The sequence below is a fragment of the Hyphobacterium lacteum genome, assembly GCF_036330345.1.
GTDB lineage: Bacteria > Pseudomonadota > Alphaproteobacteria > Caulobacterales > Maricaulaceae > Hyphobacterium > Hyphobacterium lacteum.
In genome coordinates, this window is the sequence record NZ_JAZDRP010000004.1 from 298,345 (window position 1) to 313,263 (window position 14,919).

19 protein-coding genes are annotated in these 14,919 nt (G+C 62.0%); 6 read left to right on the forward strand and 13 right to left on the reverse strand.

Annotation, left to right across the window (positions count from 1 at the left end; translation table 11 throughout):
- The first annotated feature begins 48 nt into the window (after positions 1-48).
- A complete protein-coding gene (locus V0U79_RS08560; RefSeq protein WP_330199079.1) occupies positions 49-750 on the forward strand; it encodes a hypothetical protein in 702 nt (233 codons plus the stop codon).
- On the opposite strand, the gene V0U79_RS08565 is transcribed toward V0U79_RS08560, so the two are convergent.
- Together V0U79_RS08565 and V0U79_RS08570 are read right to left on the reverse strand one after the other, a co-directional pair.
- Positions 747-1,805, reverse strand: a complete 1,059-nt coding sequence (locus tag V0U79_RS08565; protein ID WP_330199080.1) for a hypothetical protein — start codon at positions 1,803-1,805, stop codon at positions 747-749. The two genes, V0U79_RS08560 and V0U79_RS08565, sit on opposite strands and share 4 nt — an antisense overlap.
- 69 nt (positions 1,806-1,874) lie before the next feature.
- Positions 1,875-2,348, reverse strand: a complete 474-nt coding sequence (locus V0U79_RS08570) for an NUDIX domain-containing protein (RefSeq protein ID WP_330199081.1) — start codon at positions 2,346-2,348, stop codon at positions 1,875-1,877.
- A 207-nt stretch (positions 2,349-2,555) separates the two neighbouring features.
- On the opposite strand from V0U79_RS08570, the gene V0U79_RS08575 reads away from it, so the two are divergent.
- Positions 2,556-3,563 (forward strand): calcium/sodium antiporter, encoded by a 1,008-nt coding sequence (locus tag V0U79_RS08575; protein WP_330199082.1) that lies wholly within the window; start codon positions 2,556-2,558, stop codon positions 3,561-3,563.
- A 14-nt stretch (positions 3,564-3,577) separates the two neighbouring features.
- Positions 3,578-3,949, forward strand: a complete 372-nt coding sequence (locus tag V0U79_RS08580; RefSeq protein ID WP_330199083.1) for a 6-pyruvoyl trahydropterin synthase family protein — start codon at positions 3,578-3,580, stop codon at positions 3,947-3,949.
- Positions 3,950-3,971: 22 nt separating this feature from the next.
- Here the strand turns inward: V0U79_RS08580 and V0U79_RS08585 are convergent, their stop codons facing one another.
- The 3 genes from V0U79_RS08585 to phhA all read right to left on the reverse strand — a co-directional run bounded on the left by V0U79_RS08585 (position 3,972) and on the right by phhA (position 5,658).
- Entirely contained in the window at positions 3,972-4,199 is a 228-nt protein-coding gene (locus V0U79_RS08585; protein ID WP_330199084.1) for a hypothetical protein, read from the reverse strand.
- 105 nt (positions 4,200-4,304) lie between these two features.
- Entirely contained in the window at positions 4,305-4,514 is a 210-nt protein-coding gene (locus V0U79_RS08590) for a cold-shock protein (RefSeq protein ID WP_330199085.1), read from the reverse strand.
- 232 nt (positions 4,515-4,746) lie between these two features.
- Complete coding sequence (gene phhA / locus V0U79_RS08595; protein ID WP_330199086.1) at positions 4,747-5,658, reverse strand: phenylalanine 4-monooxygenase; 912 nt, start codon at positions 5,656-5,658, stop codon at positions 4,747-4,749.
- Positions 5,659-5,791: 133 nt separating this feature from the next.
- Here phhA and V0U79_RS08600 point away from each other — a divergent pair, with 133 nt between their 5' ends.
- Together V0U79_RS08600 and V0U79_RS08605 are read left to right on the forward strand one after the other, a co-directional pair.
- On the forward strand, positions 5,792-6,136 hold the full coding sequence (locus V0U79_RS08600) for a dihydroneopterin aldolase (RefSeq protein ID WP_330199087.1): 345 nt from the start codon (positions 5,792-5,794) through the stop codon (positions 6,134-6,136).
- A gap of 82 nt (positions 6,137-6,218) precedes the next feature.
- Positions 6,219-6,566, forward strand: a complete 348-nt coding sequence (locus tag V0U79_RS08605; protein ID WP_330199088.1) for a hypothetical protein — start codon at positions 6,219-6,221, stop codon at positions 6,564-6,566.
- Positions 6,567-6,633: 67 nt separating this feature from the next.
- Here V0U79_RS08605 and V0U79_RS08610 read toward each other — a convergent pair whose 3' ends face one another.
- From V0U79_RS08610 to uvrC, 7 genes are all read right to left on the reverse strand, one after another.
- Positions 6,634-6,957: a hypothetical protein gene (locus tag V0U79_RS08610; RefSeq protein ID WP_330199089.1), complete on the reverse strand. Its 324-nt coding sequence runs from the start codon at positions 6,955-6,957 to the stop codon at positions 6,634-6,636.
- 60 nt (positions 6,958-7,017) lie between these two features.
- Positions 7,018-7,623: a hypothetical protein gene (locus V0U79_RS08615; RefSeq protein ID WP_330199090.1), complete on the reverse strand. Its 606-nt coding sequence runs from the start codon at positions 7,621-7,623 to the stop codon at positions 7,018-7,020.
- An 81-nt stretch (positions 7,624-7,704) separates the two neighbouring features.
- Entirely contained in the window at positions 7,705-8,094 is a 390-nt protein-coding gene (locus tag V0U79_RS08620; RefSeq protein ID WP_330199091.1) for a hypothetical protein, read from the reverse strand.
- Positions 8,095-8,770: 676 nt separating this feature from the next.
- Positions 8,771-10,090, reverse strand: a complete 1,320-nt coding sequence (locus V0U79_RS08625) for an ATP-binding protein (RefSeq protein WP_373696455.1) — start codon at positions 10,088-10,090, stop codon at positions 8,771-8,773.
- Positions 10,091-10,097: 7 nt separating this feature from the next.
- On the reverse strand, positions 10,098-10,799 hold the full coding sequence (locus tag V0U79_RS08630) for a response regulator (RefSeq protein WP_330199093.1): 702 nt from the start codon (positions 10,797-10,799) through the stop codon (positions 10,098-10,100).
- A gap of 62 nt (positions 10,800-10,861) precedes the next feature.
- Positions 10,862-11,446 carry a CDP-alcohol phosphatidyltransferase family protein gene (locus tag V0U79_RS08635; RefSeq protein WP_330199094.1) on the reverse strand — a complete coding sequence of 195 codons (585 nt, stop codon included), beginning with the start codon at positions 11,444-11,446 and terminating at the stop codon, positions 10,862-10,864.
- The gene (gene uvrC, locus V0U79_RS08640; protein ID WP_330199095.1) at positions 11,443-13,350 is read right to left on the reverse strand and encodes an excinuclease ABC subunit UvrC; all 1,908 of its coding nucleotides are present in this window, start codon (positions 13,348-13,350) and stop codon (positions 11,443-11,445) included. Before uvrC ends, V0U79_RS08635 begins: the two co-directional genes overlap by 4 nt.
- Here uvrC and V0U79_RS08645 point away from each other — a divergent pair.
- Complete coding sequence (locus V0U79_RS08645) at positions 13,349-14,092, forward strand: SDR family NAD(P)-dependent oxidoreductase (protein ID WP_330199096.1); 744 nt, start codon at positions 13,349-13,351, stop codon at positions 14,090-14,092. The genes uvrC and V0U79_RS08645 overlap by 2 nt on opposite strands.
- Here the strand turns inward: V0U79_RS08645 and proC are convergent.
- Positions 14,089-14,919, reverse strand: a complete 831-nt coding sequence (gene proC, locus V0U79_RS08650; protein WP_330199097.1) for a pyrroline-5-carboxylate reductase — start codon at positions 14,917-14,919, stop codon at positions 14,089-14,091. The genes V0U79_RS08645 and proC overlap by 4 nt on opposite strands.

Sequence of the window (14,919 nt, forward strand, 5' to 3'; positions counted from 1 at the left end):
GTTCAGAGGGTTTTCGTGATAGTCTGTCCCGCAACAGGGGAGGCTTTCATGAAAACGATGCTGATGATCAGCGCCGCGATATGGCTGGCGGCATCCGCTGCACCGGCCTTCGCGCAATCGGATTCCATCCAGTCCCGGCCGACCACCCAGCCGCGCTCGCCCGGCGGCGAAATGCCGTCCGACACCAACGAGCCGGACAAGCCTGGCGGTGAGGATGGCGATGGAGAGCCGACGCCCGGCGGCGGGGGTGGCGAGCCGCCCCGCGATGGTGATTTTGATCCCGACCAGGTGAATTTCCCGGCGCGGCAGACGCAGCGGGGCGGTGACGGCATGGATGTGCCCGGGCCCGGCCCGCAAATCCCCGGGCCGATCGAACCGGAGATTCCCGATGAGCCGGAACCGGAGCCCGAACCCGAGCCGCAGCCGGCGCCCACCCGGACCAGCGAGCTCTATTGCTGCGTGTTGTCAGATGGCAGCACGCAATGGACGCGGCGCAATAGCTGTATCCGTCTGCGTGGCCGGCTGGCGGAGGAGACGGTGTGTGCCGACCCGAATGCCGGATCCGGCGAAACCGGCCTGCCGGCCTTTGAGGGCTTCGAGGTCCATGAGCTACAGGGCAATGAGGACACGCGCTCGGGCGAGACGGTCGATGGCGAGCCGGTGCGCCGCCGCGAACGCGGTGAACGCGAAGGCTATAACGAGGATGGTGTGCGGGTGCGCGACATGCGCGACCGCGACGATGATCACTAGCTCGCCGGTGCGGTGCACAATCCCAGTGCCGAGCCCAGCGTGGTCAGCCCGCTGGTCGCATCGGCCGCCGCGCGGGAAAGGTCATACAGGCGATTGGCCAGCTCGGCCGCACTGAGCTCGTCTGCGGCGCGATCGTTGCGATCGCCCGCGAGCGGCATCTGGTCGCCCTCTTCCGGCGCTTCGGCCGGAGGAGTTGGCCGCTCGCCGCCAGAAGCCACGATGCGGCGGTTGGAATCCTCGGCGATGGCACCACCATAACTCTGTAGTGCATTGATAAGGTTCGACGGGTTTGACCCGATATTATCGACCCTTTCGATCATCCGCGATTCCAGTCCACGCACGGCCAGGAGGCTGTCGCTGCGGACATTCCGGGTATTGTTGATGGCGCTCTCCAGCAGAGCGATTGCGGCGCGGGCCTGCGTGGCCGTATCGGCCAGCATGCGCCGGTCCGCGGCCGTCGTGCCCTGGGGGAAATCGAAGGTCTCGGCCACACGCAACGCATCCTGGAGCGCGTCCCTGAGCGTGCGCAGCTCGGCCTCATCCACGCCGATGAAAGGCGAGATTTCCTCGGCAATACAATAGAGGGAAAGCGCGGTCTCACTGTAGATCCGGCGCCAGGCCGAGTTCTGGTCATAGCCTCTCAGGCCGGTGATCAGCGTCCCGACCAGACCCAGGCCAAGACTGGCCTCCTCACCCCCGTCGAACAGGGTGTTTGCCGCCAGGCCGAACGTGGTGGCAATGGCCGGAGCGTCATAGTGCCGGAAGCGGGTCTGCGGTTGTGCACCGGCGGCCCGGAGCAGTTCATCGGCCTTTGCCCTGATGTTGGTGACATCGTCCTGGGTGCTTTCGTCCAGATCGATAAGGCTGAACTCATAATCGTGGTGGCTGCAGGCCGTAATGGTCAGGGCTGTGAAGAGGATGATGGCGGCGCGCGCAAGGCGCCCGCCTGCGCCGGTGTCCCGTGCATGGCTCGGATTTGTCACATCTGCCCCCAATTCCACTGGCCGGATTCGGCCTGTTTCCAGACGGCGCTCATGGCGCTCTTCGTCTACCAAGTGTGGAATCCGGACAGCTTCGCGTCAAGCGTGTGTTTGGATTTTATGGCTCTATTGAGTTGTGCCAATCTACCACTCATCTTCCGGCGCGGCGCCTGACAGCACCTCATCAATGCGCCTCGCGGTCGCGGGGGAGATGTCCTGTGGCAGGGCATCGGGCGCAAACCAGCGGGTCTCGGCGATCTCCTGGCCGGGCTCGGGCGGGCAGGCCGACCAGTCCCTCACCACAAAGAGCGCAATGTGATCACCGCTGAATTTCCGCTCGTTCGAGTAGACATGGAAAAGGTCCGGCGCGCCGGTCAGCGCCACACCTGCCTCTTCGCGCATTTCCTTTTCGATCGCCTGCCAGACGGTTTCGCCGCGCTCCACCCCGCCGCCGGGCAGATGCCAGCCGGCCATATAGGTATGGCGCACCAGACAGACCCGGCCCCTGCTGTCCAGCGCCAGGCCGCGCACGCCCAGCGTCATGCCGCGGGTGCGCCGCCAGTGCAGCCGCATCAATGGCCGGATGACCGGTTCGAGGCGAATCCGCCAGCCTGTCATGAGCGCCCTTCCGCCGCACAGTTGGGCCCTAGCAGCGCGCCGCAAACCCGGTTAGAAAGCCGGTCAATCTGGTTCGTATTCACGGAGTTCGTCATCATGATGGCACTGGTCGCTCTTGGCATTCCCTTCGTCCTGTTCGGCATCCTGAATCTCATTGAATACCGCCGCGTCGACTAGTCTCTTGCGCAGACGCGATAGAGCAAGCTGATGTTCGGTGTCGAGGAGTCCCTGCCGATTGCTGCCAGTTTCATACTGGCCGGTATCGTGGTGCTTCTGTTTGGCGGGGATCTGTTGATCCGCGGCGCCGCTGCGCTGGCGCGCCGGGCCAGCCTGCCGCCGCTTCTGGTCGGCCTCACCATTGTCGCCTTCGGGACATCGGCGCCGGAACTCGTCGTCTCCATCGATGCTGCCCTGTCGGGCGCGCCGGGCCTGGCGCTCGGCAATATTGTCGGCTCGAACATTGCCAATGTGCTCTTCGTGCTGGGCCTGCCGGCCCTGGTCGGCGTGATCGGCACCCAGTCCAAGGGCGTGCGCCGCAACGCCCTGTTTGCCCTCGCCGCCGGTATCGCGCTGGTGATCGTCAGCCGTGACGGCACCATCTCCACGCTCGAAGGCGGCGTGCTGTTCGCCCTGATCATCGTCTTCATCAGCCTGCTGGCGATGTCGGCGCTGAAGGCGCGCGATGATGATCCGCTGCTGGCGGAAGTCGCTGAACTGGAAGAAGCCGCTTCCAAAGGCTCCATGCTGACCACCCTGGTCTCGCTGGTCGTCGGAATCATCCTTCTGCCGGCCGGCGCGCACATGATCGTCACTGGTGGCACATCGGCCGCGGCCATTCTCGGCGTGTCGGATGCGGTGATCGGCCTGACCGCGCTGGCGATCGGCACTTCGCTGCCGGAATTTGCCACGGTCGTGGTGGCCGTTCTGCGCCGACAGGCGGACCTCGCCATCGGCAATGTGCTCGGCTCGAACGTATTCAACGTGTTTGCCGTGGGCGGCGCGGCCGGGCTTGCCGCCGGTGCGGCCGGTCTCGATCTGCCTGTGCCGGACCAGTTCATGCGCTTTGATTTCTGGGTGATGCTGGGCGCCAGCACGCTGCTTGCCGCCTGGATCTATATGGGGCGCAATGTGGGCCGGCTGGCCGGCATACTTTTCTTTGGTGGCTATGTTGCGTATATCGCCGCGCTCTGGGTCATGAACCCGATCCAGTTCTAGACGCTTGAAGGCCCATGACCACGACCCGCCTGGAAATCACGAAGGACTTCACCTTCGAGGCCGCTCACTATTTCGAGCATGAGGCCGCCGACCATCCGTTCGCACGGATGCACGGGCATTCCTTTGCCGGCTCGGTGACGCTGGCGGGCGCCCCCAATGACAAGGGTTGGATCAAGGATACCTGGAAAATCGAGCAGATCGTGAAGGGCGTTATCAGCCAGCTGGACCATCATCTGCTGAACGAGGTGGAAGGCCTTTCCAAGCCATCACTGGAGAACATCTGCGACTGGCTGTTCGACCGTCTGGAAGACCGGCTGCCGGGTCTTGTCGCCGTGGAAGTCGGCCGCCCGTCCTGTGGCGAACGCGCGGTGCTGCGCCGGGGTTAGAGCCTGCCGGCAGTAAGCGGGGCTATTTTGCCGCGCGCTTTCTTGCAGGCTTTTCCGGCGCAGGCTCGCCCTTGGCCCTGGTTTCTTCGTCTCTTGCCAGGCGTGCTTTGCGCAGCCTGTCAGTCAGCGCGGCACGTTCTTCGGATTCCTGCTGGAGGATTTCACGAACCGCGGCATCAGTTATGTCACCCTTGGTCCGCGGCGCCTTACCTTCCAGCGCGAAGATCGAATCGTAATTTTTTTTGGGCATGCAGCTTCCTCAATCAGCGAGAGGACAAGGGAAAGGCCGGGGGTGCCCCCGGCCTTCCGGAAGTCTGAACGTCTGTCCGGCGGCAAGCCGCCGGACAGAGCCGGATCAGGCGAGGACCAGATTGTCGGCTGCGTTTTTGCCGGAGCGGCTATCCTGCACAACCTCGAAGCTGACCTTCTGACCTTCGGCCAGCGAACGGATGCCCGCGCGCTCAAGCGCACTGGCGTGCACAAACACATCGGTCGAGCCATCTTCCGGCTGAATGAATCCGAAGCCCTTGACGGAATTGAAGAATTTTACGGTACCAGTTGTCATGACGATTTCCTTTCAATCGATGACGTGAATAGACGGAATCCGGCCAGAGGCCGAAAACCAAGAGTCGAAATTGGAAGGGAAAAAGTCGGGAACGCGGCGGACCGCACAACAGAAATAATCGTCAAACCATATCGATGGAGACCTCTTTACGCCGTAATTGTGTTCGTATTGAGGCGAAAAAAATAATCTGCCGCGGGCCTGTGTGTTGGCCGCCTGCGCTGCGGGCCCACCTCTAAACCTGAGGCGCATTCTCCCAGCGGCCACCGGCGTCGGCATATTCCTGCGTGCCTTCGGTATAGACCGTGTCACCGTCGATGACGCCGCGGGCGGGAATTTCCTCGGCCTGCTTCACCCGGTCGTAGATCGGCGCGAAGTCCTGGTTCACCGTCCGGTCCAGCAATTGTTCGAAACTGTCGATGACGAAATAGGTCTGCTGGAAATCGTCATAGCGGTACTGGGTGCGCATGATGCGCTCGATATCAAATCCGATCCGGTTGGGTGAACGGGCATCCAGCGAAAACACGCTTTCGGCAAAGGAAGAAACGATCCCGGCGCCATAGATCTTCATGGCATCGTCCTGCTTAATCAGGCCGAATTCCACCGTGTACCAGTAAAGCCGGGTGATGTTTTCCAGCGTGCCGAATTTCAGCGCCCGCAACCCCCCGCGTCCATAGGCCGCCATATAGTCGGCAAACACTGGCAGGCCCAAAAGCGGGGCGTGACCGAAAACATCATGGAAGATGTCCGGCTCCTGAAGATAGTCGATCTCGTGCGGCTTGCGGATGAAGCGGCCGACCGGGAATTGCCGGTTGGCGAGATGAGTGAAAAAAGGCTCGTCGGGAATGAGGCCCGGCACGGTGACCAGCTTCCAGCCTGTGAGGGCTTCCAGCTTCGGATTGACCTCGCGGAAGTCCGGTATTTTGCTGTTATCCAGGCCGAGCGCGTCCAGCCCGTCATAGAATTCCTTCACCGCGCGGCCGCCCAGCATCTGGGTCTGCCGATCATAGAGCTTCGCCCACATGGCATGCTCTTCCTCGGTGTACTCATCCCAGCACTGATCGATGGTATAATCGTCGCGCACGGCGCCGGCCTCGACCTGGCGCTGGACAATCGGATCGGATGTGGGGACGCGGAGTTCGACCATGTCAGGCTCCAGATTGTTTCATTTGAAACTAAATTACAGTGTATCGGCCCATCCTCCAAGGGGGTGGGCGCTTGAAACCTCAGGAAATCCCGCCTATCCACGCGATCCGTCCTGACAATCCGGTGGCAAATCAATGGCCGAAATGGAAATCGAAATCACCTCGCTGCGCGTACCGGTATCGCTGGGCGTTCACGATTTCGAGCGCAAGGCGCGACAGGACGTCACTGTCGATCTGGTGCTGGCGCTGAAATCCGTACCGGCCAGCGATTCGATCGGCGAAACAGCGCATTATGACGAGGTCGCCGATGCAGTTCAGCATGTGGCCGATGCCAAGCATTATGATCTGATCGAGACGCTGGCGCTGGCGATTGCCGAGCGCGTGCTGGAGTTCCGCGATGTCGCCCGGGTCGAGGCTGCGGTGCACAAGACACCGCGAACGGTGGCCGCCGAACGCCTGTCTGCACGGGTTCGGCTATAACCCCTCCCTTTATGATGAATTTATGGTAATGAACCTGTGACACCGCAGCCTGGTGGCTGGGTGGACAATGGAAGGGAAACCCATGCGTACAAGATTTTTGCTGACCGCTGCCCTGCCCGCGCTGGCACTTGCTGCCTGCTCGCCGGCCGAGGAAGCGACTGACGACACGATGATGGACGATGCCGAGACCACGATGGAAGATGCTGCTCATGACGGCGGCGAAGCCATGGACGAGGCAATGGACGAAGCCGGTGACATGGCAGAAGACGCCGGCGAAGCGGCCGATGACATGATGGATGATGCTGCAGACGCAGCCGATGACATGATGGATGACGCCGCGGACGCCGCTGAAGACGTCATGGATGATGCCGGTGACATGATGGAAGGCGAAGGCCATGGGGATGGCCATGATGATGAGGGCGGCCGCTAGCCCCCTTCATTGATGCCTTCTTTTGGCTGTAAAGGCGCCGCCGTGGTTTCACGGCGGCGCTTTTGGTTTAGCCGAAGGCCCGGTCGACGAGTGATTTCGGCTTTGTCGCGCTGACAAACATCGACGCGACGATCGCAATGATGATGCGCGAGACGATGGTGAAGAAAAGGAAAGCCAATTGTTCGTCGCCGAGGAAGAGGCGGACAAAATTGTTATAGCGGTCGGGCAAACCCGTATGGGTCAGCCATTGTTCGACTAGCTCTGCGCCGTCCAGGATCCAGTTGAGGACTGTCGGGGCGTATAGCCCCAATGCGACCAGCATGGCCGTTGCCATGACAAATGCCAGAAACAGCGTCGCGCTGACAGAACCGATACGTCCAAGCAGGAACATGACAAACCTCTTCCACCCGTTTCGAGACCGATCCTAGCACAAATGCATGAACCATGCCTGTCAGAGGCCGGACTCGTGAAGCAGGGTATAGGTGAAGCTGTTGCCGTAAATCTCTTTCGCCCGCCGCGCGAGCGTCATCAGGACGTCGAAATCGGTCGGATCTGCCAGAACCGTACATCCGGCAGACCAGCGGTCGACCTGTGTAGACCGGCGTGTCCGGTTGGCGCGATGGATGTTAATGCCCGTGGCATTGGTAAAAATGCGGCCGTCCGACCGGTCGATCGTGCCGTCCTGATTGCGGTCACGGTAGACCTCCAGCTGATAACCCGGCTTCTGGCAGATGGCGTCATACTTGCCCTGGTGCTTCCGGATCATGTGCGAGGACCGGTATTGCCCTTCCCTCAACACCGCCGTGCCGTCGGGATGAGACAGATTTTGCAAATGGGACAGGCCGGGATCGGTGGTGCAGGCGAAGGCATAGAAGGCCCAGTCACCGTGCGCGGCATCGATATAGGAAACGGTCAGCCAGTCGTCGAAGCTGTTGGCCCGGGTTTCCGCGGAACGGACGGCTATGATGTTCAGGTCAAACCCTTTGGCATTGTCGAAAATGACATGGCCCTTGGCTGTCATCGCGGCATGGATGGTCTGACGGTCAGGACGCTGCATGGCGGCCTCCTTGATAACAAGAAAAAACGGCCAGCCTTGCGGCCGGCCGTTTGATTATCCCTGAAGGCTTACAGGTGCGGATTATTCAGCCGGAGGCGTCGGAGGGGTCGGCGCATCATGGCCGCGGCCTTCAAGGATGGTAAAAGTCAGCATGGTGCCATTCTCGGCCCAGGCGTCGGTCTGCCACTCGCCGCCGGGGGCGAGATCTTCATTCCAGGGTCCGCAGGCAGGCGGTGCTTCAGTCTCTGCCGGCGGGATCACGCACAGCTCTGTGCCATACTCCCAGCCACCGGAACGGCCGAGGCTGTCGGAGAAGGTTCCGTCAGCATCGAAATAGGCATCAAAGCCCTGACCGGTATCGCCGATCATGATCCGGACCGTGTTGCCAACGGCATTATCCAGACCGTCGGCGAAAGCGGAACCGCTTGCGAGGAGCGCCAGCGCGGCTGTCGTCAAAACCAGGTTTTTCATTGAAAAGTCCTTTTGCGTCACTAGGCCCCCCGGCGCAGTGAACACAGTTAACCACGAGTTAAAGGCAAGAAAAAGCCTCTATGGAGAGCAAGTTATGCTGCACTCGCGTAATAAGCGAATGAAGACGGCCTTTTCCGGCGGTCACAATCATGCCGCATGCGCGGCGAAACAAAGCCCGTCATCGTCAGCTGTCATTCAGGCAGGACAAGGCAATTTCGTGAGCGTGCGCTCCCGGCTGCGGTGTTTCGAACCCGGGACTTTACCGAACCCTCCCTCGCACGGGCGAGTGCCGGGCAAGGACACCGCAGCTACTCTCACCCCTCCTTGAAGCGGAAGAAACGGTGCGATCTGAACCGGGGGCGCACACTTTTCCTACCTCGCGCCAACTCGCTACGCTCGTGGCTCCGGCGGGCAGCCTGACCGGCTGACGCGCAGTCGCGCTTTGTGGGATTTTCCTGATCTGCCGACGCCGCAGCCTTGAGCCGTGTTCCATGCGAGCACCGGCGCCAACGCTTCCCTTCATCACAATCACCGCGCCGGGCGGAGCGGGAACAATGAAAGAATCGGGCGCGCAGTCGCGCTTTGTCAGGCGTCTGTTCGTGAAATATTTGCAGTTCAAAACACGCGTCACCCTCCGGTTAAACCGGAGGATGACGAGGGTTTTCGTTGTTGCGCATCAAGCCAGAGGCAGGCGCATGATGGCGCGCAGTCCGCCCAGCGGACTGTCGGACAGATCCACCTCGCCGCCATGACCACGGGCCACATCGCGGGCAATCGCCAGGCCGAGCCCGACGCCTTCGCGGTTCATATTGCGGGCCTCGTCCAGCCGGGCAAAAGGCTTGAAAGCCTCCTCGCGCTGATCCTCGGGTATGCCCGGCCCATCATCATCCACGATGATCTCCAACCGCCGCACACCACGGCGGACCGACACCTCACAGGTGTTTCCGTAAGCGCAGGCATTGCTGATCAGATTGGCGATCCCGCGCTTCAGCACGCCGGGGCGGACATTCGCCAACAGGCCTTCATCGGCCGTCAGGGCAATGTCCGGATCGGCGCGCCTTGCCGCTTCAACGGTTTCTGCCACGATCGCGGAGACATCGGCCTCGACCGTTTCTTCATTCACCTGGCCGCGGGCGAAGGCGAGATATTCCTCCAGCATGTGTTCCATCTCGGACAAATCGCGGATCGCTTCCTCGCGTTCCTCGCTTTCCGGCAGCAGGGCCAGCTGCAACTTCAACCGTGTCAGCGGTGTCCGCAGATCATGACTGACGCCGGCCAACATGGATGTCCGCTGCTCCAGGTGACGACTGATGCGCTGGCGCATATCGATGAAGGCATGCGCCGCCTCGCGCACCTCGCGGGCGCCGGCCGGCTTGAAATCCCCGGCATCCTCGCCGCGGCCGAACTGCTTGGCGGCATCGGCCAGGCGGCGGATCGGCTTGACCTGATTGCGGATGAAGATCACCGACACCAGGCTGAGCACCGCCGTCGCGCCAAACAGCCATAACAGGAAGATATGCCCGGTCGTGGCAAAGACGCGCTCGCGCACGGCAATGAAGCGCAGAACGCCATTATCCGTCTGGACACGGATATCGACATAGGCGGGATAGCGGGTGGTATCGAACCAGACCTCGTTATCCATCGCCGCCGTCAGCGAGCGTCGTAGCGTCCGGTCCAGCGTCCGGAAAAAGGAGGATCGCCGCGAGGTTGGCAACAGCTCGCCTTCGCGGAAATCCACCGAGAGCTGCATGTTGCGATAGGCCGCATCGGCCAGCGGTTCGAAGGCGGTCTCGTTGCCACCGACCGATTCAAACAGTTCGGTCATGATGGCGACATCACCGGCCACGCCTTCCGACAGGCGGCTGGTGACGGTTTCCCAGTGCTGTTCGAAGAAAGCCCAGGCGATCAGCCCCTGCATGACCGCCACGGGAACAACGAAAATCAGGAGGGACCGGCCAAACAGGCTCTTCGGCAGATATCGTTTCAACGGTCCCAATGCGCGCTCAGCCCTGATCCTCGAAAATCGCGTCGGCGATCAGCTTGTATCCCTCACCGCGGATGGTCTGTAAATGAACCGGCTGGCGCGGATCGGCTTCCAGCTTGCGGCGAAGCCGCGTCATCTGCACGTCTACCGCGCGTTCTCCTCCTCCGGTCAGCTCGCACAGATCATAGCGCGAAACGGTCTGGCCGACCTCGCGGGCGAGCGCTTTCAGCAGGGTTTCCTCACCGCCGGTCAGGCGTACCGGCGCGCCATTCTCGATCAGCGAACCGTTGGAAATATCGAACTGGAAACGGCCGAAACGCACCTTCTTGTGCTCGGTCCCGGCCGGGCGGGCGCGCCGCAATATATTGTTGATCCGCAGGACCAGTTCTTCCGGCTCGAACGGCTTGGAGAGGTAGTCATCCGCGCCCAGCGACAATCCCCTGATGCGATCCTCGGCCTCGCCGCGGGCGGTCAGCAGCAGAATCGGTGTTTCGCGGTTCTCCCGAACCTTTCCGGTCAGCTCGAACCCGTCCATGCCCGGCATCATCACATCCAGCACGATCAGGTCGAAATCCATGGAGCGCATTTTGGCCTGCGCCCGCGACGCATCGGCTGCGGTGGTAATGCGAAAGCCGCGCTGGGCGAGGAAACGCTTGATCAGCTCGCGAATGCGATCGTCGTCATCGACGACCAGAATGTGCGTGTCAGTCAATTCGGTCATGGTGCTCCTCACCGCAAAATGCGGCGGCATATAAGCCGTTTAGCACGAATTTGGCGGATCACTTATCCTGACGAAGTCTTTCGCTGGGCGAGGACGTATTGAAGGCCGGTATAGAGGCTGAGCGCAGCCGTCACCCAGATCATCGCGATCCAGACGATATAGGCCCAGTCGCCACCGATCCGGGCCAGGACAATCAGCGCGAAGAACCAGGCGATAACGCCCATCTCGGCAGCGGTTTTCACCTTGGCGGCGAAGCTGACCGGAACCGGATTGGCCTCCTGGCCCAGCCTGGACAGCCGCATCCAGGTGATCATTACATCTCGGGCGATGATGGCCGCCACCGGCGCAGAGACCATCCACAGGCCCGACCAGATGCCAAAGACGATCAGAAAGGCGCCGATGAAAACCTTGTCCGCGATCGGATCAAGCAGGGCACCAAAGGCTGTCACCTGATCCATTCGGCGCGCCAGCCAGCCATCGAGGAAGTCCGTCGCCGCACCGGCAAGGAAAAACGCCAGCGCATAGCTCCACCAGTTGATCAGCGCGGCGTCGGTTTGCGCGGTCAGGCCTTTCCAGAGCAGGAAAGCGCCCAGCGGGCCGGCCACAAGGCGGAAGGCGGTGAGGATTGTGGGAATCGTGAAGATCATTGCTGGAACCAGTCGTGAATGCGTTTGGCCATGGCGGCAGACACGCCCTCCACGGCTTCAAGATCGGCCAGAGCCGCGCGTTCGACGGCCTTAGCCGAGCCGAAATGCGCCAGCAGTGCCTTCTTGCGAGAGGGCCCGATGCCGGGAATGGAATCAAGCGGGTTTTCCCGCAGCGCCTTCTGGCGTTTGGCCCGGTGACCGCCAATGGCAAAGCGGTGCGCCTCGTCACGCAGGCGCTGGAGATAGTAAAGCACGGGATCATTCATCGGCAGTTTGAAGGGCGGCTTGCCGGGCATGTAGAAGGCCTCCCGGCCAGCATCGCGCTCCGGCCCCTTGGCGATGGCGGCGATGGGGATTTCGGTGACGCCGAGTTCTTCCATCACCTCCAGAGCGGCCGAGAGCTGGCCCTTGCCACCATCGATCAGGACCAGATCCGGCACGGGGGCGCCCTCCTCGCTTTCCTTCAGCAGGCGCGAGAAACGCCGTCGCAGCATGGCGGCCATCATGGCGAAATCATCATTCGTGGCGGCATCATCGCCCTTCATGTTGAAGCGGCGGTAATGGGTTTTGGAGAAACCCTCAGGCCCGGCGACGATCATCGCGCCCAGCGCGTTCGAGCCCTGGATATGGGAGTTGTCATAGACCTCGATGCGTTGGGGCGGCTCATCCAGATTGAAGACTTTCGCGACACCGGCCAGCAGCCGGCCCTGGGTGGCGCTTTCCGAGAGGCGGCGGCCCAGCGCCTCGCGCGCATTGGTGGCCGTACGTTCCACCAGCTTTCGCTTCTCGCCGCGCTGCGGGGTCATGATGGTGACTTTCCGCGAGGCCCGCAGGGTCAGGGCTTCGCCGATCAGTTCCGCTTCCTCGATGGGGTGCGAGGTCATGATCAGGGCCGGTGCCGGCCGGTCATCATAGAATTGCGCGAGAAAGGCGGAGAGAATTTCAGCCGGCTCGGCATCTGCTTCATGGCGCGGGAAGAAGGACTGGTTTCCCCAATTCTGGCCTGCCCGGTAGAAGAAGACCTGCACGCAGGATTTCCCGCCTTCCTGGGCCAGCGCCACGATATCGGCTTCTTCCACCCCGTCGGGATTGATGCCCTGATCGGTGGTGACGGCGGCAATGGCGCGGATCCGGTCACGCAGGCGGGCGGCCAGCTCGAAGTCCAGTGCCTCGGAGGCTTCACCCATCTGGCGGCTCAATTCCTCGCGCAGCGCGTTCGACCTGCCCCGCAGGAAGGCCTCGGCCTCGTCGACCAGTTCCTGATAATCCTCTTTCGACACCAGACCGACGCACGGGCCGGCGCAGCGCTTGATCTGATAAAGCATGCAGGGACGGGTGCGCCCGTCATAGACACTGTCGGTGCAGGTGCGCAGAAGAAAGGCCTTCTGCAGCGTGTTGAGCGTGGCGTTTACCGCCCCGGCGCTGGCGAACGGGCCGAAATACATCCCTTTCGCCTTGCGCGCACCGCGATGCTTGCGGATCTGTGGCGCGTCGTGATCGGTGCCGATCAGAATGTAGGGAAAGGATTTGTCGTCGCGCAGCAGCACATTGTAACGCGGCTTCAGGCGCTTGATCAGATTGGCTTCAAGCAGCAGCGCTTCGGTCTCGGTCTCGGTGACCACGAATTCCATCGAGCGCGTCAGCGCGATCATCATGGCAATGCGGTTATTGTGCCCGCCGCCCTTGGCATAGTTCGAGACGCGGTTTTTCAGGCTCTTGGCCTTGCCGACATACAGGATATCGCCATCTTGCCCGTACATGCGGTAGACGCCGGGTTTCGCTGGCAGCTGCTTGACGTAAGATGCAATGATCTCGGGTCCGGACAGACCGGTTGTGCCCTCCACGGGAGGCGCTGCCGCATCTTCCGCGACGGTCGGGGGACGTTCGGGCCGGGAGGCTTTCATGGGCTCTAAAATCGCTTTGGTGACCGGTGCTGGCAAGCGCCTGGGCGCAGCCATGGCTCTGGCGCTGGCCGAGGATGGTTACAAGGTCTGGGTCCATTTCAATCAATCCGCGGCCGAGGCGGGCCGAATTGTCGAACAGATCCGCAGCTTTGGCGGCAATGCCGAAGCCGTGCAGTTTGACCTGGCCGCGGTGGACACGCTGGCCACTCTGGTGCGCGGACTGGGCCAGATTGATGTGCTGATCAATTCCGCTTCGGTGTTCGATTACGACAGTGCCGACAGGCTGGATTCGGCAGACATGCAGCGCATCCTGAATATCAATCTGGTCGCCCCGGCCCTGCTGGCCTCGGTGATTGCGGAGCGTCACACGACACGCAATTCCGGCAATGTGATCAATCTTCTGGACCAGAAGCTGTTTAATCTGAACCCGGATCATTTCAGCTATACGCTGGCCAAGGCCGGGCTTCACACCGCCACGGAAACCATGGCCATGCAGTTTGCGCCGCGGGTCCGCGTCAATGCGATTGCGCCGGGCCTGACCCTGCCGGCGCCCGGCATGAGCGATGAGGAATTCGCGCGCTGGCATACGGACAATCCGATGCAGGGCGGCACATCGCCCGAGGACATTGTCCGCACGATGCGCTTCATCCTCGCCAGCCCGGCGATGACGGGGGAGACGATCCTGATGGATTCCGGCGAGCATCTGATGCGCCGTGGCCGGGATGTGTCGCAGGGGGGTTAGCGGTTACTTTCGCCCAGCTGACGGGAGCGGCGCTCGGCAGCGGCAACGGCATGGCGCATCAGTTCCGGCAGGGCGGAGCCGCCCATCATCACATCCAGCGCGGCCTGTGTGGTGCCATTGGGCGAGGTGACCTGGCGGCGCAATTCCTGCGGTGTCAGGCCGGACGCCTTCATCAGCTCGCCCGCCCCGATCAGGGTTTCAGCCGCCAGTTTTTCTGCCAGTTCGCGCGGCAGGCCGAGTGATTCCCCTGCCCCGGCGAGTGATTCCGCCAGCAGGAAGAAATAGGCCGGACCGGAACCGGATACGCCGGTCACGGCGCCCATCAGACGCTCATCATCGATCCATTCCACCTTGCCACCGACCTTCAACAAGCGGTCGGCATCGGCACGCAGGGCTTCGCCTGCCGCATTGCCGGCGCAGACGATCATGCCCTTGCCGATCGAGGTGGGGGTGTTGGGCATGGCGCGGATAACAGGCCGCTCGCCCAGCACATCGGTCAGGGCGCGGATATTGATCCCGGCCATGACCGAGATGACAAGACAGTCTTCCGGCAGGGCGGCAGCCAGATCCTCGGCGATCTCGTGAAACACTTGCGGCTTGACGGCAATCAGGGCGATTTTCACATCCTTGCCGGTGCGCGGGCCCAGCGCGTCAATGCGCTTGATGCCATGCTCGCGGACCAGGGCCGACATGTCCGCCGGCAGGCGCGGAGCACACACAATCAGGTTTTCCGGATCAATCTTGCCCTTGCCGCGAAACCAGCCCGTGGCCAGCGCGCCGCCCATGCGTCCCGCACCGATCAGCGCTATGCGGTCATCCTTTGCCAA

What these genes read in the sequence shown, in the direction of transcription:
- V0U79_RS08560 (WP_330199079.1), top strand. Translation starts at nt 49, where the DNA reads ATGAAAACGATGCTGATGATCAGCGCCGCGATATGGCTGGCGGCATCC.
- V0U79_RS08570 (WP_330199081.1), bottom strand. Translation starts at nt 2,348, where the DNA reads ATGACAGGCTGGCGGATTCGCCTCGAACCGGTCATCCGGCCATTGATG.
- V0U79_RS08575 (WP_330199082.1), top strand. Translation starts at nt 2,556, where the DNA reads ATGTTCGGTGTCGAGGAGTCCCTGCCGATTGCTGCCAGTTTCATACTG.
- V0U79_RS08580 (WP_330199083.1), top strand. Translation starts at nt 3,578, where the DNA reads ATGACCACGACCCGCCTGGAAATCACGAAGGACTTCACCTTCGAGGCC.
- V0U79_RS08585 (WP_330199084.1), bottom strand. Translation starts at nt 4,199, where the DNA reads ATGCCCAAAAAAAATTACGATTCGATCTTCGCGCTGGAAGGTAAGGCG.
- V0U79_RS08590 (WP_330199085.1), bottom strand. Translation starts at nt 4,514, where the DNA reads ATGACAACTGGTACCGTAAAATTCTTCAATTCCGTCAAGGGCTTCGGA.
- phhA (WP_330199086.1), bottom strand. Translation starts at nt 5,658, where the DNA reads ATGGTCGAACTCCGCGTCCCCACATCCGATCCGATTGTCCAGCGCCAG.
- V0U79_RS08600 (WP_330199087.1), top strand. Translation starts at nt 5,792, where the DNA reads ATGGCCGAAATGGAAATCGAAATCACCTCGCTGCGCGTACCGGTATCG.
- V0U79_RS08605 (WP_330199088.1), top strand. Translation starts at nt 6,219, where the DNA reads ATGCGTACAAGATTTTTGCTGACCGCTGCCCTGCCCGCGCTGGCACTT.
- V0U79_RS08610 (WP_330199089.1), bottom strand. Translation starts at nt 6,957, where the DNA reads ATGTTCCTGCTTGGACGTATCGGTTCTGTCAGCGCGACGCTGTTTCTG.
- V0U79_RS08615 (WP_330199090.1), bottom strand. Translation starts at nt 7,623, where the DNA reads ATGCAGCGTCCTGACCGTCAGACCATCCATGCCGCGATGACAGCCAAG.
- V0U79_RS08620 (WP_330199091.1), bottom strand. Translation starts at nt 8,094, where the DNA reads ATGAAAAACCTGGTTTTGACGACAGCCGCGCTGGCGCTCCTCGCAAGC.
- V0U79_RS08630 (WP_330199093.1), bottom strand. Translation starts at nt 10,799, where the DNA reads ATGACCGAATTGACTGACACGCACATTCTGGTCGTCGATGACGACGAT.
- V0U79_RS08635 (WP_330199094.1), bottom strand. Translation starts at nt 11,446, where the DNA reads ATGATCTTCACGATTCCCACAATCCTCACCGCCTTCCGCCTTGTGGCC.
- V0U79_RS08645 (WP_330199096.1), top strand. Translation starts at nt 13,349, where the DNA reads ATGGGCTCTAAAATCGCTTTGGTGACCGGTGCTGGCAAGCGCCTGGGC.
- uvrC (WP_330199095.1), bottom strand. Translation starts at nt 13,350, where the DNA reads ATGAAAGCCTCCCGGCCCGAACGTCCCCCGACCGTCGCGGAAGATGCG.